This window comes from Pararhizobium sp. O133 (assembly GCF_051669845.1).
GTDB lineage: Bacteria > Pseudomonadota > Alphaproteobacteria > Rhizobiales > Rhizobiaceae > Pararhizobium.
In genome coordinates this window covers 3,789,112-3,810,695 of record NZ_CP196426.1, presented here as the reverse complement: position 1 = coordinate 3,810,695, position 21,584 = coordinate 3,789,112, and the positions used below count along the sequence as shown (strand labels likewise).

Annotated in this window: 21 protein-coding genes and 1 tRNA gene; 5 read left to right on the top strand and 17 right to left on the bottom strand. The window is 63.3% G+C overall.

Features of this window, described 5'->3' with window-relative positions; translation table 11 throughout:
• Positions 1-40 precede the first annotated feature (40 nt).
• The 3 genes from ppdK (at position 41) to ACST81_RS18405 (ending at position 3,235) form a co-directional block, all read left to right on the top strand.
• Positions 41-2,707, top strand: coding sequence for a pyruvate, phosphate dikinase (gene ppdK, locus ACST81_RS18415; RefSeq protein WP_438749686.1), 2,667 nt, complete (start codon positions 41-43; stop codon positions 2,705-2,707).
• 84 nt (positions 2,708-2,791) lie between these two features.
• The gene (locus tag ACST81_RS18410) at positions 2,792-3,034 is read left to right on the top strand and encodes a DUF1902 domain-containing protein (protein WP_438749684.1); all 243 of its coding nucleotides are present in this window, start codon (positions 2,792-2,794) and stop codon (positions 3,032-3,034) included.
• A gap of 6 nt (positions 3,035-3,040) precedes the next feature.
• The gene (locus tag ACST81_RS18405) at positions 3,041-3,235 is read left to right on the top strand and encodes a type II toxin-antitoxin system HicA family toxin (RefSeq protein ID WP_438749683.1); all 195 of its coding nucleotides are present in this window, start codon (positions 3,041-3,043) and stop codon (positions 3,233-3,235) included.
• 37 nt (positions 3,236-3,272) lie between these two features.
• Here the strand turns inward: ACST81_RS18405 and ACST81_RS18400 are convergent, their stop codons facing one another.
• The 3 genes from ACST81_RS18400 to ACST81_RS18390 all read right to left on the bottom strand — a co-directional run bounded on the left by ACST81_RS18400 (position 3,273) and on the right by ACST81_RS18390 (position 4,942).
• Positions 3,273-4,121, bottom strand: coding sequence for an alpha/beta fold hydrolase (locus tag ACST81_RS18400; RefSeq protein ID WP_438749682.1), 849 nt, complete (start codon positions 4,119-4,121; stop codon positions 3,273-3,275).
• Positions 4,122-4,262: 141 nt separating this feature from the next.
• Entirely contained in the window at positions 4,263-4,514 is a 252-nt protein-coding gene (locus ACST81_RS18395) for a hypothetical protein (RefSeq protein ID WP_438749681.1), read from the bottom strand.
• 38 nt (positions 4,515-4,552) lie between these two features.
• Positions 4,553-4,942, bottom strand: coding sequence for a hypothetical protein (locus tag ACST81_RS18390; RefSeq protein WP_438749680.1), 390 nt, complete (start codon positions 4,940-4,942; stop codon positions 4,553-4,555).
• Between the two features lie 300 nt (positions 4,943-5,242).
• On the opposite strand from ACST81_RS18390, the gene ACST81_RS18385 reads away from it, so the two are divergent.
• Complete coding sequence (locus ACST81_RS18385) at positions 5,243-6,151, top strand: DUF1499 domain-containing protein (protein ID WP_438749679.1); 909 nt, start codon at positions 5,243-5,245, stop codon at positions 6,149-6,151.
• Between the two features lie 88 nt (positions 6,152-6,239).
• Here ACST81_RS18385 and ACST81_RS18380 read toward each other — a convergent pair whose 3' ends face one another.
• From ACST81_RS18380 to ACST81_RS18370, 3 genes are read right to left on the bottom strand one after another with little or no spacing between them, the layout of a single operon-like run.
• The gene (locus tag ACST81_RS18380; RefSeq protein ID WP_438749678.1) at positions 6,240-6,695 is read right to left on the bottom strand and encodes a thiol-disulfide oxidoreductase DCC family protein; all 456 of its coding nucleotides are present in this window, start codon (positions 6,693-6,695) and stop codon (positions 6,240-6,242) included.
• Positions 6,695-7,636 carry an MBL fold metallo-hydrolase gene (locus tag ACST81_RS18375; protein WP_438749677.1) on the bottom strand — a complete coding sequence of 314 codons (942 nt, stop codon included), beginning with the start codon at positions 7,634-7,636 and terminating at the stop codon, positions 6,695-6,697. The genes ACST81_RS18380 and ACST81_RS18375 overlap by 1 nt, the downstream gene beginning before the upstream one ends.
• 11 nt (positions 7,637-7,647) lie before the next feature.
• Positions 7,648-7,944 (bottom strand): cupin domain-containing protein, encoded by a 297-nt coding sequence (locus ACST81_RS18370; protein WP_438749675.1) that lies wholly within the window; start codon positions 7,942-7,944, stop codon positions 7,648-7,650.
• 268 nt (positions 7,945-8,212) lie between these two features.
• On the opposite strand from ACST81_RS18370, the gene ACST81_RS18365 reads away from it, so the two are divergent.
• A tRNA-Gln gene (locus ACST81_RS18365) sits at positions 8,213-8,286 on the top strand.
• 299 nt (positions 8,287-8,585) lie between these two features.
• Here the strand turns inward: ACST81_RS18365 and aldA are convergent.
• From aldA to ACST81_RS18310, 11 genes are all read right to left on the bottom strand, one after another.
• Positions 8,586-10,070, bottom strand: coding sequence for an aldehyde dehydrogenase (aldA, locus tag ACST81_RS18360; RefSeq protein WP_438749674.1), 1,485 nt, complete (start codon positions 10,068-10,070; stop codon positions 8,586-8,588).
• A gap of 106 nt (positions 10,071-10,176) precedes the next feature.
• On the bottom strand, positions 10,177-11,118 hold the full coding sequence (locus ACST81_RS18355; RefSeq protein ID WP_438749672.1) for an ornithine cyclodeaminase family protein: 942 nt from the start codon (positions 11,116-11,118) through the stop codon (positions 10,177-10,179).
• A 10-nt stretch (positions 11,119-11,128) separates the two neighbouring features.
• Complete coding sequence (locus ACST81_RS18350; protein ID WP_438749671.1) at positions 11,129-13,168, bottom strand: FAD-dependent oxidoreductase; 2,040 nt, start codon at positions 13,166-13,168, stop codon at positions 11,129-11,131.
• Positions 13,165-14,676: an FAD-dependent oxidoreductase gene (locus ACST81_RS18345; RefSeq protein WP_438749670.1), complete on the bottom strand. Its 1,512-nt coding sequence runs from the start codon at positions 14,674-14,676 to the stop codon at positions 13,165-13,167. Before ACST81_RS18345 ends, ACST81_RS18350 begins: the two co-directional genes overlap by 4 nt.
• Positions 14,673-15,413, bottom strand: a complete 741-nt coding sequence (locus ACST81_RS18340; RefSeq protein ID WP_438749668.1) for a hypothetical protein — start codon at positions 15,411-15,413, stop codon at positions 14,673-14,675. Before ACST81_RS18340 ends, ACST81_RS18345 begins: the two co-directional genes overlap by 4 nt.
• Positions 15,406-16,539, bottom strand: coding sequence for an electron transfer flavoprotein subunit alpha/FixB family protein (locus ACST81_RS18335; protein ID WP_438749666.1), 1,134 nt, complete (start codon positions 16,537-16,539; stop codon positions 15,406-15,408). The genes ACST81_RS18340 and ACST81_RS18335 overlap by 8 nt, the downstream gene beginning before the upstream one ends.
• 44 nt (positions 16,540-16,583) lie before the next feature.
• The gene (locus ACST81_RS18330; protein ID WP_438749665.1) at positions 16,584-18,497 is read right to left on the bottom strand and encodes a DUF3483 domain-containing protein; all 1,914 of its coding nucleotides are present in this window, start codon (positions 18,495-18,497) and stop codon (positions 16,584-16,586) included.
• A 97-nt stretch (positions 18,498-18,594) separates the two neighbouring features.
• The gene (locus tag ACST81_RS18325) at positions 18,595-19,422 is read right to left on the bottom strand and encodes a substrate-binding periplasmic protein (RefSeq protein WP_438749664.1); all 828 of its coding nucleotides are present in this window, start codon (positions 19,420-19,422) and stop codon (positions 18,595-18,597) included.
• A gap of 18 nt (positions 19,423-19,440) precedes the next feature.
• Positions 19,441-20,118: an amino acid ABC transporter permease gene (locus ACST81_RS18320; RefSeq protein ID WP_438749662.1), complete on the bottom strand. Its 678-nt coding sequence runs from the start codon at positions 20,116-20,118 to the stop codon at positions 19,441-19,443.
• Positions 20,118-20,762 (bottom strand): amino acid ABC transporter permease, encoded by a 645-nt coding sequence (locus ACST81_RS18315; RefSeq protein ID WP_438749661.1) that lies wholly within the window; start codon positions 20,760-20,762, stop codon positions 20,118-20,120. The genes ACST81_RS18320 and ACST81_RS18315 overlap by 1 nt, the downstream gene beginning before the upstream one ends.
• Positions 20,759-21,514 carry an amino acid ABC transporter ATP-binding protein gene (locus tag ACST81_RS18310; RefSeq protein WP_438749660.1) on the bottom strand — a complete coding sequence of 252 codons (756 nt, stop codon included), beginning with the start codon at positions 21,512-21,514 and terminating at the stop codon, positions 20,759-20,761. The genes ACST81_RS18315 and ACST81_RS18310 overlap by 4 nt, the downstream gene beginning before the upstream one ends.
• Positions 21,515-21,584: the final 70 nt, after the last annotated feature.

Below are 21,584 nucleotides of genomic sequence, written 5' to 3'. Positions count from 1 at the left end.
CTGTAGCCTTCGGTGGGAGCCGAATGGGTGGAGATATGCGATGACGAAGTGGGTTTATACCTTCGGCGGCGGAGAAGCCGAGGGGAAGGCGGTGGATAATCACCTGCTGGGCGGCAAGGGCGCCAATCTTGCGGAGATGTGCAATCTCGGCCTGCCGGTGCCGCCGGGCCTGACGATCATCACCGAGGCCTGCGGTCGCTATTATGCCGGTGATCGCAGCATTCCCGAAGACTTGAAGACCCAGGTCTCCTTAGGCATCGGGAAGATGGAGGCGATCACCGGCCGTATCTTCGGTGATATCAGGAAACCGCTTCTCCTGTCGGTCCGCTCGGGAGCCCGTGCCTCGATGCCGGGTATGATGGACACCGTGCTCAATCTCGGCCTCAACGATAGCACCGTGCAGGCGCTCGGCCATGATGCCGGCGACGCGCGCTTCGCCTGGGACAGCTACCGCCGTTTCATCCAGATGTATGCCGACGTGGTCATGGGGCTCGATCACGATGTCTTCGAGGAAATCCTGGAGGACGAGAAGGGTCGGCTCGGCCACGAGCAGGATACCGAGCTTTCCGCCGTGGAATGGCAGCATGTCATATCGCTCTACAAGCGGACGATCGAGGAAGAGCTTGGGGAAGCCTTTCCGCAGGACCCGGAAGTCCAGCTCTGGGGCGCGATCGGTGCCGTCTTTGCCAGCTGGATGAACCCGCGCGCCATCACCTATCGACATCTGCACAATATCCCCGCCGATTGGGGCACCGCCGTCAACGTCCAGGCCATGGTGTTCGGCAATCTCGGCAATACGTCGGCGACCGGCGTTGCCTTCACCCGCAATCCATCCACCGGTGAAAACGAGCTTTACGGCGAATTCCTCGTCAACGCGCAGGGTGAGGATGTCGTCGCCGGCATCCGCACGCCGCAGAACATCACCGAGGCCGCCCGCATCGCGTCGGGCTCAGATAGGCCGTCGCTGGAAAAGCTGATGCCGGAAGCGTTCGAGGAATTTCAGGCGATCTGCGACCGGCTGGAGGGCCATTACCGCGACATGCAGGATCTCGAATTCACCATCGAGCGCGGCAAGCTCTGGATGCTGCAGACGCGGTCCGGCAAGCGCACCGCCAAGGCGGCGCTCCGCATCGCCGTCGATATGGCCGAGGCCCGCATGATCAGCAACGACCAGGCCGTCGCCCGCATCGATCCTGCCTCGCTCGACCAGCTGCTGCATCCGACCATCGACCCGCGTGCCCGCCGCGACATTATCGGTTCCGGCCTGCCGGCGTCCCCGGGGGCCGCGACAGGTGAGATCGTCTTCACCTCGGATGAGGCGGTGCTGGCCGAAAAAGAAGGCCGCAAGGTCATCCTCGTGCGCGTCGAGACCAGCCCGGAAGACATTCACGGCATGCATGCGGCGGAGGGCATCCTCACCTCGCGCGGCGGCATGACCAGCCATGCGGCGGTGGTCGCCCGCGGCATGGGCATCCCTTGCGTCTCCGGTGCCGGCAATCTGCGTGTCGATGCCCGCAACGAACTGCTGATCGCTGCCGGCGGCACGCTGAAGAAGGGCGACATCATCACCATCGACGGTTCTTCCGGGCAGGTGCTGAAAGGCGAGATCCCGATGCTGCAGCCGGAACTGTCCGGTGACTTCGGCAAGATCATGGCCTGGGCCGATTCCAGCCGCCGCATGACGGTGCGCACCAATGCCGAAACGCCGGCCGATGCGCGCGCGGCGCGCTCCTTCGGCGCCGAGGGCATCGGCCTTTGCCGCACCGAGCATATGTTCTTCGAAGGCGAGCGCATCAATGTCATGCGCGAGATGATCCTGGCCGCCGACGAGGCCGGCCGCCGGGTGTCGCTCGCCAAGCTGCTACCGATGCAGCGATCCGATTTCGCCGAGCTGTTTTCGATCATGCATGGCCTGCCGGTGACGATCCGCCTGCTCGATCCCCCCCTGCACGAATTCCTGCCCAAGACCGACGAGGAGATCGCCGATGTCTCGACCGTTCTCGGCTTGAAGCCGGCGGAACTGCGCCAGCGCGTCGATGCGCTGCACGAGTTCAATCCGATGCTTGGCCATCGGGGCTGCCGGCTGGCGATCTCCTATCCGGAAATCTGCGAGATGCAGGCCCGCGCCATCTTCGAGGCCGCCGTCGAGGCAGCCCGCGAGACCGGCGCGCCGGTGGTTCCCGAGATCATGGTGCCGCTCGTCGGCCTGAAATCGGAACTCGATTACGTCAAGGCCCGCATCGATGCGATCGCAAAGGAAGTCATCGGCGAATCCGGCATCGGGATCGACTACCTCGTCGGCACGATGATCGAGCTGCCGCGCGCCGCGCTTCGCGCCCATGTCATCGCCGAAAGCGCCGATTTCTTCTCCTTCGGCACCAACGACCTGACGCAGACGACCTTCGGCATTTCCCGCGATGACGCGTCGCAGTTCTTGAACACCTATATCCAGAAGGGGATCGTCGAGAAGGATCCGTTCGTCTCGCTCGATTTCGATGGCGTCGGCGAACTCATCCAGATCGCCGCCGAACGCGGGCGCCGCACCAAGAACGGCCTGAAGCTCGGCATCTGCGGCGAACACGGCGGCGACCCGGCCTCGATCCGCTTCTGCGAGGAGACAGGCCTCGATTACGTCTCCTGCTCCCCCTTCCGCGTGCCCATCGCACGGCTGGCAGCGGCGCAGGCGGCGATCAATGGGAAGGGGTGAGGGGCGGCTGAAAATTGACTTGGGCAATGCTATATTTTACGAGTTAACGCCAACATTGGCGCCAAGTTCTCCGAGGAGATTTCCGTGAAGCACGTCTCGATCATTGTTCGCGCCGCATGGGATGACGAGGCGAAGGTCTGGGTGGCTACCAGTCAGGATATTGAAGGGCTCGCTGTCGAGGCCGACACGATGGAACTGCTTGAGCCGAAGATTTTGGGGGCGATTTCGGATCTTCTGGAATTGAACGATATTTCCTCGGACCTCCGCGAAATTCCGGTTCACATCATGTCGGAGCATTTGACCAGAGTTTCAAATCCGCATTTTTGAGCAAAGATGTCCAGCTATCTGCGCGATCTCAAGGATTTGTTGACGAAGGCTGGCTGCCGGTTTGTAAGGGCCGGAAAGGGCGATCACGAAATTTGGTTTAGCCCAATTTCACAGCGACATTTCACAGTCGACCACGGTGTAAAATCGCGCCACACGGCCAATGAAACATTGAAGCAAGCCGGTTTGCCCAAGGCATTTTAACTGCGGCTGCCGGCTTGCTTTTGGTTCGTCGGAAGCCTCACTTATCAATAAACTCCCGCACCGCCTTATTGTACCCATCCGGGTTCTGCAACATCGCGAAATGGCTGGCGTCCTTGAGGATGATCAGTTGCGCGCCCGGGATGGTCTTGGCAAGGTAATCGGTGTGCTCGCGGCTGATCGCTTCGTCGTGGTCGCCGAGCACGATGGCGGTCGGCGTGGTGATCTTTTTCAGGTCGTCATCGCTCCAGTTCGGCTGGGTCGCCCACATGTTGCTGATCTGGGTGACGAAGGCGTCGTATTCGGTCGGCGTCGGGGAGATTTTCTTGTAGACCTCCCCTGCATGCTCGATATAGGCGGCGAAGGTCTTGTTCTCCATCACGGTCGGTATGACGCCGTCGGTCTTCGAGTTGGCGGCATGGGCAAACAGCTTCGTCAGCCGCTCGGGATGATGGATGGCGATGTCGAGGCCGATGATGCCGCCGTCGCTCCAGCCGACGATCGCCGTCTTGTCGACCTTGAGGTAATCGAGCAGAGCCAGATAATCGGATGACATCAGATCGTAGCTGTAAGGGTCGGCATTGCGGGTCGAGCGCCCGTGACCGCGGCTTTCGGCGAGGATGACCGTATGGTCCTTCGACAGGTCCGCCACCTGCGCGCCCCAGACATCGGCATAGCCCAGACCGCCGTGGATCAGCAGAACGGCAGGACCGGCACCATAGACGGCGTAGTACATGTCGATACCGTTGACCGGCGCCGTGCCGGACTTGGCGGCCTGCGGCAGGGCGGCGGGTTCGGGCAATTCTTCCCAGCGTTCGGCGGACAAGGCAGGCGCTGTGGAAAGGACAAGCAGTGCGCAGAGCGCACCGAGCACGGCAGTGATTTTCATGACATGATCTCCCGTTGTTGGCGCGAGTATCATAGGCATGAATTGCCGCCGCCAAAGCAAAAGAAACGGGGATCAGCGGCCGATCGGAGAAAAATCCGTTCCGCTTTCAAGCGCTGCGGGGAGGCTTGATGGCCGACGTTGTCAGCGATACACGACCGGCCGGTTCCAGCCCCACATCATCGGATCATTGCCGTAGCGAAAAGCGCGGCTATCGGCGCGCCGGTCGAGTTCAATCCGTTGCAGGCAGGTCGCCAAGGCATCCGTATTGCGACGGAAACCGTAGGAGAGGCAGGTCTTTTCATCCGCGGCGCGGCGCTCTTCCGGTGTGACCGTCGCGCAGCTGGAAACAACGGCGCCAAGGAGCGCCAGGAACAGGAATTTCCGGGTTTGCATAGGCTCGCCTTGTCATGTCTATCCAATCCGACCGTCTATCAGATGCGCTGCAGCACATCCACAAAAGCTTCGGCGAAATTGCGCAGGTCCGCCGTGCGTTCGTCCGGCTTCTCGATGCGGATCGTCGTGCCGTCGCTTTCCAGGCAGGCAAACACGGTCGTCATCAGCGGGCTGCCGTCCTGCGGGATGCGCATGACGGCGATCCGCTCGCAATCGGCGACCAGGCCGGAAGCCGGAAGTTCAAACAGGAGGGCGCCATCGATGGCGGCGGCCGCAGCGCGTACATGGTCGGCGAATGTGCCGGTATCGGGCTCGAAGCCATCGAGAGAAAGCTCCAGTTCGAGCAGTTCCATCGTCAGGCCTGGATCGGCCGGGGAAGCGGCGGCTTGCGCGCCGGATACGGCGGTATTCGGTTCGGATGATAGCATGTCACTCTCCTTTCAAGCCGCCGGAAAACTGGTGTTTTGCCGCTGCCTGCAAATGTCGATGTGTGTGCAAACCGGTCCGAAGCCGCAGGGACCGGGAAACACGCCTGATCCCCGTTATCAAGACATGCTGAACGAGAATGGCGAATTTGCGGCGCAGCCCTTGGCGGACAGGGGTTGCAGGCTTTGCCGCGTCCAATGGCGGCCTGCTGGTGCTTCGAAAACAGCTTCACAGTCTTCGCCAAGATGCTCTAAACAGGAGCGAGAGGTTGTGGCGTCCGACCAGGGGATTGATTCTGCCAGATGATGATCAAGTATGAGCGCCCCACGTCCCTTGCCGCCCGCTGGGCCCGCAGGATCGCCCGCTTCGCCTTCGGTCTCTTCGCTGCCGCTCTTTTCGCGCATCGCTTCGGGCCGCTGATCACGCCGCATTTCACGGCGCTTGCGGCATTGTCGGCGGGCTTGGCACTGTTGGCCGTGGTGCTGGCCGTCATCGGCTTCGTGCGTCTCTGGCAGATCGCGGCTATCGGTGGCATCGCCTCGTTCGTTGCGCTCGTCTATGCCATCGTGCCGATCGGGGCGGCCGGTTATGCGCTCAGCGAATATTTTTCCAAGCCGGCGATCTACGATGTCAGCACCGACACGGTGACGCCGCCGCCATGGATCGAGGTGCCGGAGGTCGATCAGGGTTGGCTGAAGCGGCCGCAGGAGGTGACGCCGGAGGACCGCGAAGCACAGATCGTTGCCTATCCCGGCCTGACCGGCCGCCGCTATGATGGCGCGCTCGACCGCGTCTTCCAGGGCGTCAAGATCGTCACGCAGAAGACCGGCATCACCATCGTTGCCCAGGACGGCGTTGAAAATGCCGAGGCCGATCTCGAAGACATGCCGGTGAAGTCCGAGGAGGCGGCCCCGGCCGACAGCGATCCCGATGACGTGCCGATCCCTCTATCGCGCCCCGAAACGCTCCCGGACGATGCGCGCCCCGGCCAGCGTCCCTCCGATATCCTGGTGCAAGGCGAGTGGCGCACGCTGATCGTCGGCTTCCGTTTCGATGTGCTCATCCGGCTGCGGGAAGAGGCCGAAACCACCTTCGTCGACATGCGCGTCGCCTCCCGCTACGGCCCGCACGATCTGGGCCTGGGCGCCGCCTTTGCCGACCAGTTCCTGCATGCGCTGGACGCTGAATTGTTGGGGATCGCCGGAGATTGATCCTCGGCGATCCATTCGGCAAGCCCTTAGTCCCTCGGAATGGCGCTACCGTAACCGCCGAGGATCAGCACGCGCGGATGCGGCTCGCTCATGCGAGAAACCGGCTGCGATGCTCCGGTGTCGGCACGAAACAGGCCTTGCGCCGTCCGGCGATCCGGTAGCGGTTGCGCGCCACCAGTTCATAAAGCGGATCGCGCATCGCCCTTGGGATCAGCCGAAAGATGCCGGTCAGCGTCCACGGAAAGCCGAGGCCCGCCGCGATGCGCAGCGACCCCTCCGACTTGAAGAAGGCGGTGCCGTCCTCGATCAGGATATTGGTTTCGTAGTCGCGGCTGTTCAGGCCATAATGCCGGTAAAGTGCTTCGCCGAGCGGCGATTGAGCGGGAATGAAGCGGTAGCGGCCCTGCCGGTCATGGCGCAGCACGAAGTTCACCCAGCCGGAGCAGAAGATACATTCGCCGTCGAAGACGATGATCGGGTGATCGTCGGCAAAGGCGGGAACGGTGGTATCGTTACGGTAGCTATAGGCCGGCAGCTCGTGCATCAGCTCGCTCCGCCGGGTGCCAGGCGAAAGGCGCCGGTCAGCGACGGCACGCCATCCGTCTCCACCTGGCCGCGTTCGAGCAGGTCTTCGAGATGGGCAAAGACCGAGAGCGCCGCCGCACCGTGGAGGCGCGGATCGGTGGTGGCATAGATCACCTTGACCATGTCGGGGATCAGGATGTCACCGGCCCGTACCCGCTCCAGCACGGCGCGTTCGCGCATGCGCCGATGGGCGCGCAGCCCCCGCAGGAAGGCGGCCGGTTCCCGCACCGGGCCGCCATGGCCCGGCAGATAGAGCCGGTCGTCGCGACCGAGCATCTTTTCCAGCGACGCCATGTAATCGGTCATCGAGCCATCCGGCGGCGCCACGATCGTCGTCGCCCAGGCCATGACATGATCGGCGGAAAACACCGTGCCGGTGTGGCCGCCCGCATTGCCAAGCGCGAAGGACGCGTGGTTGGCGGTATGTCCGGGCGTCAGGATCGACGTCAGCGACCAACCGTCGCCGAAAACCGTGTCACCATCGGCAAGCGCGATATCGGGGGTGAACTCCATGTCGGAGCTTTCGGCGAAGGGATTGATCTCGCCCGCATGCAGCAGCCTTGCCGCGCGATGCGGCCCTTCGGCGACGATGAGCGCGCCGGTCTCAGCCTTCAGCCGCCGGGCGAGCGGCGAATGGTCGCGATGCGTGTGGCTGACGGCGATATGGGTGACCTCGCGCCCCTTCAGCGCCGCCATCAGCGCCTGGAAATGCGCCTCGTCCTCCGGGCCGGGATCGATCACCGCCACCGAGCGCTCGCCGACGATGTAGCTGTTGGTGCCGTGAAAGGTGAACGGGCCGGGATTGTTGACCGTCAGCCGCTGCACACCATCGGCGACATCAACCGCCTCGCCATGGGCCGGCTTGAAATCGACATCGAATTCCACGTCCGCATTGCTCATGCGCCGTCTCTTCACTTGTACTCGATCTCGATGAAGGACATGAATTCCTTGCCGGCATTGACGACATTGTGCTCGACGCCGGCCTCGCGCCGATAGGCCTGTCCCTTGGCGATATCCACCCGCCGCTCGCCACCCGGCTCTTCCAGGAGGAACTCGCAATCCGTCATCGGCACGACGACATAGCCCATCCCATGCACATGATGCCCCGTATCCGCCCCCGGCTCGAAATCCCACCGGGTGATCCTGACCACGTCGTCATCAAGAAGAACGGTCGGCTTGGCAGGCGGGCGGGCGCGAAAGATGCTCATGTGGGTCTCCGGATTCTGAAAGGGAGACTAGAGCGCGTGGCAGGGGATGGGAAGGGGAATCGCTGCGTCCCATGGTCGCCCGGCCATGCCGCTTCATCCCCCTCTGTCACTTCGTGACATCTCCCGATCATTCCTTTCCCTCAGCCCACCCAATGCGCGATATCCAACGAAAAACAGCCGCAAACCCGAATTTAAGCGTTGTCGCATCCGCCCACCTTTGCTAAACCGGCTCTCGATTTGGCCCGGTGATTTGCTGGAAGCCAAATGGTGGGGCGTAGCCAAGCGGTAAGGCACTGGTTTTTGGTACCGGCACCCCTGGTTCGAATCCAGGCGCCCCAGCCATATTTTATTTATATATCAATGATTTAACTTAATTTCGCACTGTCGGACAGTTTTCCGGCACGAGCTGGGCGTCTCGTTCGAGGCTGGTGGTGTTTTTGATACCGGGTATTGAGCTATCCGTTGTCGATAACCCGACCCGGCAATCCTGAACCCTGCCTATGTTGCGGACCGTTCCGCCCGACACTCAAATTTCCCGAAATGCGCCTACAGCGCCGCGCGTCGAATATGACGCGCGGCGCTGTGACATTTCAATTATGCAGCAGGCCGAAGCGCGAAGCTCCGGCCTGTCGTCATGAGCGTTACTGACCCTGGATGTAGATCACGTGAGTCTCGGTGAATTCGTAGAGACCGTGCTTGCCGTCCGCACCGCCGATGCCCGACTTCTTGCGGCCTGCATGGAAACCCTGCATCGCCTCGAAATTCTCGCGATTGATGTAGGTCTCGCCGAATTTCAACTCACGGCAGGCACGTAGCGCCGAGTTGATGTTGTTCGTATAGATGGACGAGGTCAGGCCGTATTCGGTGTCGTTGGCAAGCGCGATCGCCTCGTCGAGGTTCTTCACGGCCTGAACCGGGAGAACGGGGCCGAAGGTCTCGCGACGCATGATCTCCATCGCAGCCGTCGCGCCGGTGATCAGTGTCGGCTCGAAATGATGGCCCTTGTCCTGACCGGTCACATTGCCGCCCGTCACGACGTTGGCGCCTTCTTCGGTTGCCTTGCGCACGGCTGCCTCGACCTTGTCGAGGGCGGCGCGGTTGATGAGCGGCCCCATGTCGAGATCGTCCGTTTCGGATGGATCGCCCCAGCGCGTCTGTTCGAAAAGAACCTTCAACTTCGCAACGAAGGCGTCGTGCACCGACTCTTCGACGTAGAGACGCTCGGCGCAGTTGCAGACCTGACCGGTATTGATCACGCGGGAGGCATGGATGGCCTTGGCCGCGAGGTCGAGGTCTGCGTCGGCAAGAACGATCGCGGGTGCCTTGCCGCCGAGTTCGAGATTCACTCGCGTCAGGTTCTCTGCGGCCATCTGCATGATGCGGGTACCGGTAGCGACGCTTCCGGTGAAGGTTACCAGATCGACCTCCGGATGTTTGACCAGCGCCGTACCGGCGTTGGCGCCCTTGCCGCCGACAAGATTGAAGACGCCGGCCGGCAGATCCGTTTCGGCGACGAGTTCGGCGAAGATGAAGGCATTGATCGGCGTCTCCTCGCTTGGCTTGATGACGATCGTGTTGCCGGTCACAAGAGCCGGCGCCATCTTCCGCGCGATCAGGAAGAACGGAAAGTTCCAGGGCAGTATGCCCGCGACGACACCGATCGGCTTACGCAGGAGGAGCATCGTCTCCTTCGGTCGGTCGCTCGTCAGCACCTCGCCTTCGAGGCGACGTGCCCACTCGGCCATGTAGTCGATGTAATCTGCCGTGAAATCGACCTCGACCTCGGCAAGGCCGCGGATCTTGCCCTGCTCGCGCACGATGACGTCGGCGAGTTCGGTGCGGTGCTGGCGCAATTTGGCGCTGATTGCACGCAGATGGCCGGCGCGCTCGATCGCCGGCAATTGTTCCCACGCGGACTGGGCGGCCCTGGCGGCCCGCACGGCCGCGTCAATCTCCTGCGCGGTGCTCTCCGGCACGCGACCGACGATGGCGCCCGTGGCTGGATTGAGAACGTCGATCTGCGAGGCGGATGGCTCGACGAAGCGGCCGCCTATGTAGTTGCGGTAGCTTTTCGGTTCGGTCGAGAAGCGCTCGGACACGGTCCGGGCCGGGTTGTTCGATGACATCGTCTATCTCCTCCAGGGGGCTTGCCGATCGATTCGGCTTTGGACGGCATTCACGGATTTGGTCCGGGAATGCCTGAATTCTTCGGAGTGCGGACAAGCCGCAGATTTATATCTCCGCGACACGCTGGTGCAGCGCCATGGCGGTAAAGAGATCGAGATGACCACCGCCGATATTCTTGAACACCGTGATGTCGCTGTCAGACATGCGCCCTGGATGGGCACCGGTTGCCAGCTCGAAGAGATCGGCGCGGATATCCTCGAAGCGGATCACACCGTTCGCCATCGGCTGGATGATGTCGCCGGTGGAATCATGACCCTCACGGATATCCATGCAGATCAGGGCGGCACGGCTCATCACGTCGTCATCAGCTTCGCGCATATCCGGAAGGTAGGAGCCGACCAAATCGACATGCGCGCCCGGTTTCAGGAGAGCACCCTTGATCAGCGGTGCGGTCGCCATGGTGACGGACGAGACGATATCGGCCATGGCCAATGCGGCCTCGAGCGAGGTCTGGACCTCGACCGTGATGCCTTCGTTCGCGAGTTCGTCCGCAACTGCCGTCGCCTTTTCCGAGCTTCGGTTCCAGATCAGAAACCTGTCGAGCTCCGGCCGCGCGGCGCGGTGGGCGCGCACCATGTGCGGGGCAAGACCGCCGGCGCCGATCACCAGGAGGGTGCGTGCGTCCCGACGGGCGAGCAAGCTTGCGCCCAGCGCGGAATCCGCAGCGGTCTTGCGATAGGTCATCTCGGCGCCGTCGCAGGTCATCAACGCCTTGCCCGTCTCGCCGTCGAAAAGCACGACGATGCCCTGGATCGACGGTTCGGGCGGCGAACGCCCGACATTTTCGGGGAAAACGCCGACCAGCTTGACCGCGATGGCCCGCCCCGGAGACCAGGCCGTGAGATTGACGAACATGTTCCCGCCCGCATCGGTGATGCGCCGGTCGAGCAGCGGCATGCCCTGTCCGGCATGGGCGCTCCTCAGCGCCTCGACCAGATAGCGATAGTCCAGCAATTCGCGGATTCGTCCGGCGTCGAGATGGATCATGATACGCTCCTCAAAGACCTCGCAGGAGCCGCGCGGCATCGAACATGGCGGCATGGATGTTGCGGCTGTAGACGGCATCGCCGATGCGGAAAAGCTGATAGCCCCCCGCCTCGTTGTTCGCCAGGGTCTGCGGGGCCAGGTCGATGAAAGCCTGGTGATCGAGTTCACCAAGGTTCGTCGAGGCCGGCCGCAGTTCGTGGTAGAGATCGTCGATCGGTAACACACCTGCCTCGCAGACAACCTGCGTGACCTCACGCTCCTGATCGCGATCGCTGTAGGCTTCGCGCAGCACGGCGATCAGCGCGTTGCCTTCGAGATAGACGGAGCGCAGGTAGTAACCGGGGGTCATGATCACATCGCGCTCGTGCAGACGCTTCATGAAGTTGATACGCCCCGTACCGCCCATGTGGGCACCGATCATCTGATCGGGTGCGGCAATCTCCACCAGCGAGCCGCGTTCGGACATGAAGTCCGCGACGGTGAGGCCTTGCGTGTCGCCGGTCACATCGTAGAGGAGCACATTCTCGCCGGGCTTCACGGCGCCGGACAGAATGTCCCAGCTGGACGTGATGTGCTCGCGGCCCGCAATCTCCGGCACCATCGGGCGCCCACCCGTGGCGATGATCACCACGTCCGGCTCTTCGGCCATCACGGCTGGCGCGGTGGCCGCGGTCGATGTTCGCACGTCGACGCGCAGCTTGCGGACCTGCATGTCGAGCCATCGGCTGATGCCGCCCATGTTCTCGCGCCATCCCAGCGCGCGGGCGAGCCGCAACTGGCCGCCAAGCTGCGATTCCTTCTCGAACAGGACCACTTGGTGGCCGCGCAGCGCCGCGACACGTGCGGCTTCCATGCCGCCCGGTCCGCCGCCTACGATCACCACCTTCTTGCGGGCGGGTGAGCTCGTCACCTCGTGCGGCAGCTGGCCCTCGCGTCCCGTCGAGACGTTCTGGATGCAGCTTGCCGGATGGCCGTCGGAAACGCGATCGATACAGTAGTTGGCGCCGACGCACTGGCGGATGTCGTCGTCGCGACCTTCCATCATCTTGCGAACGAGATGCGGATCGGCAATGTGAGCGCGGGTCATTGCAATCATGTCGACATGGCCCTCCGACACGGCACGCGCGGCGGTGGCGAGGTCACGGATCGCGGAGGAGTGGAAGACCGGGATGTCCACTTCCGTCTTCACGGCGGAGGCAAGGTAGAGGAACGCGCCGGAATCGTAGGACATGTCCGGCAGCATGCTCTGCAGGCCGCGCACCGTGTCGCCATGTCCCTGGTGGACATTGATGTAGTCGAGCAGGCCGGTGGCGGCGAGTGCCTGGGTGATGCGCAGACACTCGATGGCGTCCATCCCGCCTTCCTGCAATTCATTGGCCACGAACTTCATGCCGAGGATGAAGTCCTTGCCGACGACGGTGCGGATTTCCTCCATGACCTCGATCACGAACCGCATGCGGTTTTCGCGCGAGCCGCCGTATTTGTCGGTTCGCTTGTTGACGACGGGCGAGAGGAAGGCGTCGAGCAGGTGATGCGCCGTCGCGATCAGTTCGCAGCCGTCGATGCCACCGCGTTGGATGCGGCCCGCTGCTTCCGCGAAATGGCGGCGCACGCGGCGGAAGTCGAAATCCTCCATCTCCTTGGCATAGGAACCGTGCATTTCCTCGCGATTGGTGCTCGGGCCGATCAGGGGCAGCCAGTCACGCGAGTCCCACGAGCCGCGGCGGCCCAGATGCGTGATCTGACACATGATGGCGGCGCCATGCGCATGGACGCGGTCAGCGAATTGCTCGAAATACGGAATGACGCGATCGTCGCTGACATCGATCTGATTGAAGGGCAGAGGGGAGTCCTTCGACACGGAGGAGGAGCCGCCGAAGCTGGTGAGGGCGATGCCGCCCTTCGCCTTTTCGGCGTGGTAAAGCTGGTATTTGTCCTTGGGCATGCCGTCTTCGGCATAGCCCGGCGCATGTGACGTCGACATGATGCGGTTGCGCAACGTCAGGTGCTTCAGCTTGAAGGGCTTGAGAAGAGCTTGGGTGTCGGTCATTCGGGTCTGCTCCAGCGGCTCGGGTCGCGCGGGTTGAAGTCGGAAATCGTTGCCTGGATGTATGCCGCGACATTGATCCGGCGCTCGTCCTCGGACCAGCCGAGCAATGGTGCGGCGATGACGGAGACTGCCTCGACATGGGCAAGGCCGAGGTCTTCGTCCCAGCCCAGGGAAAGCCGGCGGCGCAGTATGTCCTCGAGCGAACGGGCCTGTTCTTTTTCGACGGCATATCGCACGCTGGCTTCTGTCGCCCGATTGCCCTCGGGGACCAGCCGGGCGGAATAATCCAGCCGCTGTTTCGGACCCGAGGGCTGAAGCCGGCGCGCCACAGCCGAAGTCAGCCTGCGTCCGGCGTCGCGGTGGGTCATCAGCAGGCCACCCGTGAAGACGAAGAAGTTCGTCATGCCCTGATCGGTCAGGTCATGTTCCATGACCTCCATCGATCCCATCGGCTCGCCCTCGCGGGCCGTGCGTGGACGGACGCCGGCCCAGGTATAGAGGACGTCGTCGCGGCGCAACGGAAGGCCCGGATAGACCTGGTTCATGATCTTCAGGATGCCTTCGACCTCGGGCTCTCCAGCCCTGTAGCCCGCATGATCGGCATCCGACGGCGTGTCCCACGGACCCGCATAATGCAAATCGCCCCAAGGAATGAGATAGAAGGGGGCGCCCTCTGGCGTGATCGTCTCCATGCCGATGCCACGCATCGAAGCCGGGAGTTGCACCACGGCATTCGTTCCCTTGGCGCCGGAGTTGAGGCGCGGTGCCGCGTTCGAGCAGAGACCGGTAATGTCGTCCACCCAGGCGCCGGCGGCATTGACGATTGCCTTCGCCTCGAAGGTCCGGCTCGTTCCGTCGGCAAAGCGCGCGTCGACCTGCCAACCCTGGCTTTCGGAGCGCCGGACCGCCACGACCTCGGCATAGTTAAAGGCTTCCAGCCCGATATCGCGGGCCTTCATCACCGTGTCCATGACGATGCGCTCGGGCCAGACATACTGATATTCGGTGAAGGCAAGTGCACCACGCACTTCGTCCAGATCGGCCATGCCCTGCAGGCCGGGATGTTGCCGGGCTTGACTGGCCGACATGACCTTGAGGTCGAGAGGCACGCCCTTGTCGAAGAGAGACAGGATGCCGAAGGCAAGTCGTGCGCGCGGGCCCGATATCGCGCTACGGGCATTGAAAGGAACCACGAATTCGAGCTTTCGAACGCGCTGAGGCGACGTCTTCACGAAGTCGCCGCGCTCGCGCATCGCACGTCTGGCGAGTTCCAGGCATTCCAGCGCATAACCCGGACGGCCGATGAAGCTCCACATCGAGTGGTTTGCCGCCGAAAAATAGGTCAGGCCGCAGTGCTGCAGGCGCGAGGTGCGACTGCTCGTGGCTGCCCCGTAGTCGCCGCGCTCCAGCAGGGCGGTCTTGTAACCGGCGGCTGCGAGATGCTGGCCGGCGCCAGCCCCGATGATGCCGCCTCCGATGACGACGACGTCGTAAACGCTAACTGTCATTGTCCGCTTTCCTGAATGATGTTCTTGTCTCTGAGGAAGTCGAGGATGCGGTGCGCGGCCTCATCCGGTGTCAGGCCGACCAGAGGCGCACTGTCGCCGCCAACCTGCCCGGCCGTGATCTTCTTCGGCCTCCGGCGCGCCGGCGCTCGTGTCCAGGTCGCTGCCTCGTGATCCTTCGCAAAAGTTCCGGCCGTCACTTGCAAGGTGCCCCGCCTCGAACGGGCAAAGGCCGGCGCGCGCGGTACCGGTGCCAGTTCACTCGCGGAAAAGATCGCGGGAAGCTGGACCGCCAATCGCCGGCGTGTCGCGCCGCGATAGGCCTGGACCACGATCGCCTCGCCAGCCTCGATCGCATCGATCGCGGCTATGCTGGAAACGTGCCTGAAGCCCAGACCGTGCGCGAGGAGATAGGGCACCATCCCGCTCGCCTCACCGGCATCGGCAGCCGTGCCGGTCAACACCAGATCAGGCTTCAGTTCGGAGAGGCGCTCGCCAAGCGTGGGCACGATGTCGTCGCCGTCGGTCCAGGTCCCGAGGACCTCGATCGTGTCCAGGCCCATGCCGAGATAGTCTCGCAGGCTTGTGTTCGATGAATCGCCGACATGGAGGGCGATGGGATGGGAGCTGAGGCGCAAGGCCATTTCCAGCGCGCGCGCATCGCCGGGCGCCATGCGTGCCCTACCCGAGACGGGGTGGATGCCCGCTGAAAGAAGGACGACGACCTTCGGATCACGCATCGACATGCCCTCCGGCAAGCCGGGTCAAGGCCGGCATGACCTGCTGCGCATCGGCAATGATGGCGAGATCGGCGCGCTTGACCATTGCTGCGTGCAGATCGGTGTTGACGGCGATGACATGGCGGCAACGCTGCACGCCCTGAAGATGCTGAGGCGCACCGGAAATGCCGAAGGCCAGATAGCAGCGCGCCTCCACCAGAGTACCGGAGGCGCCGACCTGGCGATGCCGTGGCAAATGTCCGGCGTCGACGACCTGACGGCTTCCGGCAATCGTTCCACCGAGCGCTTCCGTGACGCCGCGAAACGCCTCCCAGTCGGTGACGCCGTCGCCGGCGCTGACGATGAAGCGCGCCTCGTTGAGCGGCGCATCGGCTTGCGAGGTGATGACGACGCCGAGATCGCGAACGCCGGGGGCGGGGGCATTGAGTTCGATCTCGATCCTTCTGCCTTCCCGCGCAATCCCGCTCTCATAGGCATCGAATCGGCCCGACGCGAGCGTCGCGACCTTCGGCAGCGGTCGGGACACTTCGGTCCGGCCTCCGGCCTCCTGGAAAGTGGCTCGCTCGCTCGAAAGCAGATGCAGGGACGTGGCCGGTCGCTCCCCAAGCAGGATGGCCGTACGCCGTGCGACATCGGCATCGGCTCCGCCTTCGCCAAAGAACACATGGCAAGCCTTGAAGCGCTCAATCACGGCCGCGACATGCGCTGCGAGCGCATTCGGATCGGTCATCAGCGGCAAGAGGACGGTACGATCGGCGCCGATCTGCCCGAGGTCTGTCGCGGGATCCAGAAAACCAACGCGGACCAGGACTACACCGCCACCTATTTCATCGGCCACCGTGTGTGCCGCACCCAGCAGTTCGCGTTCGGCATCCGGCCACGGCTCTTCCGAGAGGCTGACGACGATGATCCAGGAAACGTCATCGGCCAGCACGATCCGCTGCGCCGCCGCAGGCCGGCGCGCGTTTTGGCCGATGCGGATCGCCGAGTGGGTGCGCAGCTCGCGGCGAAGCCTCTGGTTCTTCTCCTTGTGGGGATCGCGACGTGGAAGGCCGTCGGCGCCAAAACGTTCGACGGCGTCATCGCGATGATCCGCCTCATGCCGGCGCGGATCAATGCGTGGCACGGTGCCGGATGCCGAAGGAGCCCGCCTTTGCCTGCAAATACGTATCATGGGCGGGCCTCGCCGGCCGTCGCCAACAAAAGCTCGGCGATGTCAATGATTTCGAGCCGAGGCTGCGCGACGCCCTCCAGCATCTGCGTGCAGTATGGGCAGGCCGTGATCAGGAGTTGCGCGTCGGTTTCCCTCGCATCCTCCATGCGCATGTCGGGAATGCGCCTGTCGCCCGCAATATCGGTGATCGGTGCGCCACCGCCGCCGCCGCAACAGCGCGAACGCGTGCCTGAACGCTCCATCTCTACAAAATCCGTCGAGATGGCGGACAGCAGCGCGCGCGGCGCAGTCGTCTCGCCGTTGTAGCGGCCGAGATAACAGGGGTCGTGATAGGTCAAGCGCCGGTCTTCCAGGCGATCGGGCTTGAGCCTTCCTTCCTCCACCAGACGCATCAGCACTTCGGTATGGTGTTCGACGCGCAGCGAAGCACCGAATTGAGCATACTCGTTGCGCAGCGAATGGAGGACATGCGGATCAATCGTGACGATCCGCCCGAACCTCAATCCGGAAAGAATGCGCGTGTTCTCCGACGCAAGCCGGACGAAGCCCGCCTCGTCGCCCAGGCGCCGCGCGAGATCACCGCAGTCGCGCTCCTCTTCCAGAACGGCGAAATCGACACCGGCCTGGCGCAGGAGCGTGACAAGCGCGCGCAGCGTGCGCTGGTTGCGACGGTCATAGGCCGTTTCGCCGAGCCAGAGCAGGACATCGACCTCGCAGTCCGGCTTTGCCACCGGCAGGGCGAGGTCGGCGGCCCAGTCGAGACGTTCGGACAGCGCCCGGCCGCAGGCCGTGTCGGTCTTGTCGAGATTGTCGAGCACCTCGGCGGTCTTGCCAGGAGCGGCGGCCTCTTCAAGAGTCTGGAAGCGGCGAATATCGATGACCGCATCGACATGTTCGATCATCATCGGGCATTCCTGGACGCAGGCGCGACAGGTTGTGCAGGCCCAGAGCGTTTCAGGCGAGATGCCAAGCATCGTATCCGCTTGATCCGAAACCAGCGGCGCGATCGGCCCGGCGGCACGATGCGCCAGATCGATATGGGGATGCGGGCTTCCGGCATAGCTCAGAGGCGTTCCGGGTGCGGAAAGATTGGCGGCGATATCCTGGATGAAGCGCTTGGGATTGAGCGGCATGCCGGCGGCGAAGGCCGGACAGGCGCTTTCGCAGCGACCGCATTGAACGCAGGCATCGAAGCCGATCAGCCGGTTCCATGCAAAGCTTCCGGCAGTCTCGGCACCCAGAACGCGTGCATCGAGATCCAGGAGGCGCAGGGCGGCATCCGGCTTCTTCGCTCCGAAGCGAGCCGGGCGGGGATGGAAGGCAAGATGAAGGGCGCCGGCGACGGCATGGCGCATCGGGCCGTTGGTCACGGTCCAGGCCAGCCAGCCGAGACCGGCCAGGCCACATGCGAAAGCGACGCCGCTGGATATGGTCGAGGCAGCGGACGGCCCGGCGAGCGTGGCGATGGAAAGGGTTGCGAAGGATGCGATGACCAGCGCGAAAGCCGGCGTGAGCAGAGACCATTTGCCGCCGGAGAGATGTGCCGGCCGACGAGGCAACCGGCGACGCCCCTGCAGAACCAGGCCGCAGAGCGTGACGGCGCAGGCGGCCAGGATCATCCAGGACAGGGCCCGCGTCCCCCCGTGGAAGACGAGAGCAGCGACAAGAACCAGCGCCGATAGCAGGCCGCCGGCGAGCGTGGCGTGCATGCGCGCATTTTCCGGCTTGCGCGCCACCACTTCATGCACGTCATGCAGGTATCGCCGCGGCATCGCGGCAAGTCCGGCAAGAACCGGCACCCGGGCGCCAGCACCCACCCGCCAGCGCATCGCAAGCATGGCAATCCTGACGACGGCGATCAGGACGCCGAAGGCAAGAATACCGAGCATGGCTGTCGTGGGTTCGGGCACGTGACTTTTCCAGAAAATGAACGAGTTCAATGTCGCAGGCGGGATGGTCTCCCGCCTGCTGGCGCATTTTGCGAGCTTGATCCGTCGAAAGCGGGCTTTATTCGATGAGGCGCGGCGCGCCGGTGTCGGCGGCGGAGGCTTCGAGGCCGTGCTTCACCAGAATCTCGGCGATCTTGCCGTTTTTGTGCAATTCGGCGATGTCGGCGTCGATCGCGGCCGTGAAGGCCTCATTCTTCTTGCTCATCGGAAAGGTGCCCTGGCCGGCCTCGCGCGAGGCGCCGATGCGCTCGTCGGCCTCCATGACCTTCACCTCGATGCCGTTCAGCGTACCCTGCTTGATTGCGCTCATGCCGGTCGAGTAACCATCGAAGGCAGCCGCGAGGCGACCCGCAACGAGATCCTGGTGCATGGCGACCGAGGTCGGATAGAGCTTGAGGTTCTCGCCGAACACCTTCTGCAGATCCGCGACCCAGAGGTTGCCTTGCACGGAGCCGACAGTCTTGCCTTCCAGCGTGCTCATCTCGGTGATTCCGTCCTTCGAAAAGAGCGCCATCTGGTCGAGGTAGAGCGGTGCCGAAAGGTTCACGACGCGCGTGCGTTCCTTGGTGCGGTACCAAGCACCGGTGCTGACATCGGCGCGACCCGAGACGATCGTCTGGATGCCGGCTGCGGCATCGGTCGGCAGCGTCTTGAGTTCGAGACATTCCATCTTGGCGATCTCCGCCAGGATATCGGCGTCCACGCCCTGCACGTTGCCCGAGTTGTCGATGTATGAGAACGGCGCAAAAGTCACGGCGCCGACTGTGATGAAGCCCGCCTCGGCCGTGGTGATCTCGTGCTTGGGCTTACAGTCTTGCGCATAGGCCGAGACGGTCATGATGGCAGTCGTGGCGACGACGGAAGCGAGCAGTCTGGTCATGTCCATGTGGTGTTCCTCCAGGAGTTATCGTTGCGAATATGCGCCTGCCCTGCGTTCCGCCCATGAAACGATGAAAGAGGCGGGAATACAGACGGCCAGGTAGAAGATCCCGGCCACGCCGAGCGCGGGAAAGTAAAAGAACTGCATCGAGCCGATATCGTAGGCGCGGCTGATGAGTTCGGGCACGGCGATCGCGAAGCAAAGCGACGTGCCCTGGAAGACCAGGATGGCAAAGCCGAGCAGGGCCGGGATCGCGACGCGAACACCCTGCGGGATGATAACGAAGCGCAAGCCGTCCCAGCGGGTCATGCCGAGCGCCATCGCCGCCTCTTTCTGGCCTGCCGGCACGGCTTCCAGGCCCGAGCGGATGATCTCGCTCGTATAGGCGCCGGTGTTGAAGCTGATGGCAATGCAGGCTGCGACGAAGGCGCCGACCGACAGGCCGGCACTGGGCAAGCCGAAATAGACGAACTGCAGCAGCACCAGCGCAGGCGCGCCGCGGCCGACCTCGACCAGCGCCAGACACAGATAGCGAACCGCCCGGCTCTTGACCTGGACGCCCAGGGCGAACAGGAAGCCCAGCGGGACCCCGATCGCGAGCGAAACCAGCGTGATCTGTACGCTGATCAGGAAGCCGTTCCAAAACGAGGGAAGCCAACTGCGGACATCTTCCCAGGTTACGCCCATGAGCAATGCGTCCATTAGCGAGATACCTTTGCACGTAGATGGCGCTCGGCCTCACGCGACAGGGCGGCGATCGGCAGGCTCAGAAGGATATAGAGGAGGCCTACGACCGCGTAGACTTCGAGGCCGCGATAGGTTTGAAGCGAGATCTGGTTGCCGCGAAAGGCAAGCTCGGCGACGCCGATCGTCGAGGCGATCGCGGAGTCCTTCAACAGGCCGATCGCATATGTCGCGGCGGAAGGGATCGAAACGCGCAGCATCTGCGGGATCAGGACATCGCGGTAGAGGCGGTATGTGCTGAAATTGAGCGCGGTCGCGGCCTCGTATTGCCCAGGATGGATCGCGACCATTCCGCCACGGTAGATCTCGGCCATGTTGACGGCGGCGATCAGGCCGAATGCCACGACCGCGGCAGAGAATGCAGTCAGCGTGATCAGTCCGGAACCCAAGCCGAAGAAGATCAGGAAGAGCCAAAGGATCGGCGGGACCGACCGCACGAAGCTGATGATACCGACCGTCAGGAGACGAACCGGCGCGACGGTCGATTGCGCGGCCAGCATCAGCGGAAAGCCGACAATCGCCCCGAAGAGCAGGGCCAGGCCCGTCAATGCAATCGTGGTCGGCAGTCCGGCCAGAATATAGAGCGCGGTATCGAAGGTCATCGTTCGTTGACCGCGCGCAGGAAGCGGATGGCGCGCTCCGATTTCGGTGACCGGATGACGTCGCGGCTCGGTCCATATTCGATGACCCGGCCGTCGGCCATGATCATCGCGTGGTCCGACACGTTCTCGGCAAAGCCCATCTCGTGCGTCACGACAATCATCGTCATGCCGCTTTCGGCAAGCTGGCGCATGACTGCGAGCACTTCGAGGCCGAGTTCCGGATCGAGCGCCGATGTCGGCTCGTCAAAAAGCATGACTTTCGGATCCAGCGCGAGCGCCCGGGCGATGGCGATGCGCTGCTGCTGGCCTCCCGAGCACCGGCCCGGATATTGCTGCGCCTTGTCAGCCAGCCCGACTCGATCCAGAAGCTGCATCGAGACCTTGTCAGCCTCGGCGCGTGACCGGCGGAGCACCCGCTGCTGCGGCAGGCTGACATTCTGCAGCACGCTCATGTGCGGGAAGAGGTTGAAGGACTGGAAGACCATGCCCAAGCTCCGGCGCAGCTGGAACAGCTCGTGCCGCTTGGGATCGGTGCCGCCGTGCATGGAAAGCCCGTTCACCGCGACGACGCCCGAGTCCGGCTTTTCCAGATAATTGATGCAACGCAGCAGCGTGGATTTGCCGGACCCACTGGGGCCGATGATCGCCAGAACTTCGCCGGCCTGGACCGCCAGGTCGACGTTTTTCAGCACGGCATGATTGCCGTAGCTCTTGCAGATGCCTTGCAGTTGGACGACGGGGGACGCCTTCATGGCTTGTCCTTAGCTATTGCCCGCGCAGGTGCGACAAGGCTTGGCTTACATGCCTCCTGGCGGAGGAGCG

Excerpts from the sequence above, each read along its gene's own strand:
- ppdK (WP_438749686.1), top strand. The coding sequence starts at position 41 with ATGACGAAGTGGGTTTATACCTTCGGCGGCGGAGAAGCCGAGGGGAAG.
- ACST81_RS18405 (WP_438749683.1), top strand. The coding sequence starts at position 3,041 with ATGTCCAGCTATCTGCGCGATCTCAAGGATTTGTTGACGAAGGCTGGC.
- ACST81_RS18400 (WP_438749682.1), bottom strand. The coding sequence starts at position 4,121 with ATGAAAATCACTGCCGTGCTCGGTGCGCTCTGCGCACTGCTTGTCCTT.
- ACST81_RS18395 (WP_438749681.1), bottom strand. The coding sequence starts at position 4,514 with ATGCAAACCCGGAAATTCCTGTTCCTGGCGCTCCTTGGCGCCGTTGTT.
- ACST81_RS18390 (WP_438749680.1), bottom strand. The coding sequence starts at position 4,942 with ATGCTATCATCCGAACCGAATACCGCCGTATCCGGCGCGCAAGCCGCC.
- ACST81_RS18385 (WP_438749679.1), top strand. The coding sequence starts at position 5,243 with ATGATGATCAAGTATGAGCGCCCCACGTCCCTTGCCGCCCGCTGGGCC.
- ACST81_RS18380 (WP_438749678.1), bottom strand. The coding sequence starts at position 6,695 with ATGCACGAGCTGCCGGCCTATAGCTACCGTAACGATACCACCGTTCCC.
- ACST81_RS18375 (WP_438749677.1), bottom strand. The coding sequence starts at position 7,636 with ATGAGCAATGCGGACGTGGAATTCGATGTCGATTTCAAGCCGGCCCAT.
- ACST81_RS18370 (WP_438749675.1), bottom strand. The coding sequence starts at position 7,944 with ATGAGCATCTTTCGCGCCCGCCCGCCTGCCAAGCCGACCGTTCTTCTT.
- aldA (WP_438749674.1), bottom strand. The coding sequence starts at position 10,070 with ATGTCATCGAACAACCCGGCCCGGACCGTGTCCGAGCGCTTCTCGACC.
- ACST81_RS18355 (WP_438749672.1), bottom strand. The coding sequence starts at position 11,118 with ATGATCCATCTCGACGCCGGACGAATCCGCGAATTGCTGGACTATCGC.
- ACST81_RS18350 (WP_438749671.1), bottom strand. The coding sequence starts at position 13,168 with ATGACCGACACCCAAGCTCTTCTCAAGCCCTTCAAGCTGAAGCACCTG.
- ACST81_RS18345 (WP_438749670.1), bottom strand. The coding sequence starts at position 14,676 with ATGACAGTTAGCGTTTACGACGTCGTCGTCATCGGAGGCGGCATCATC.
- ACST81_RS18340 (WP_438749668.1), bottom strand. The coding sequence starts at position 15,413 with ATGCGTGATCCGAAGGTCGTCGTCCTTCTTTCAGCGGGCATCCACCCC.
- ACST81_RS18325 (WP_438749664.1), bottom strand. The coding sequence starts at position 19,422 with ATGGACATGACCAGACTGCTCGCTTCCGTCGTCGCCACGACTGCCATC.
- ACST81_RS18320 (WP_438749662.1), bottom strand. The coding sequence starts at position 20,118 with ATGGACGCATTGCTCATGGGCGTAACCTGGGAAGATGTCCGCAGTTGG.
- ACST81_RS18315 (WP_438749661.1), bottom strand. The coding sequence starts at position 20,762 with ATGACCTTCGATACCGCGCTCTATATTCTGGCCGGACTGCCGACCACG.
- ACST81_RS18310 (WP_438749660.1), bottom strand. The coding sequence starts at position 21,514 with ATGAAGGCGTCCCCCGTCGTCCAACTGCAAGGCATCTGCAAGAGCTAC.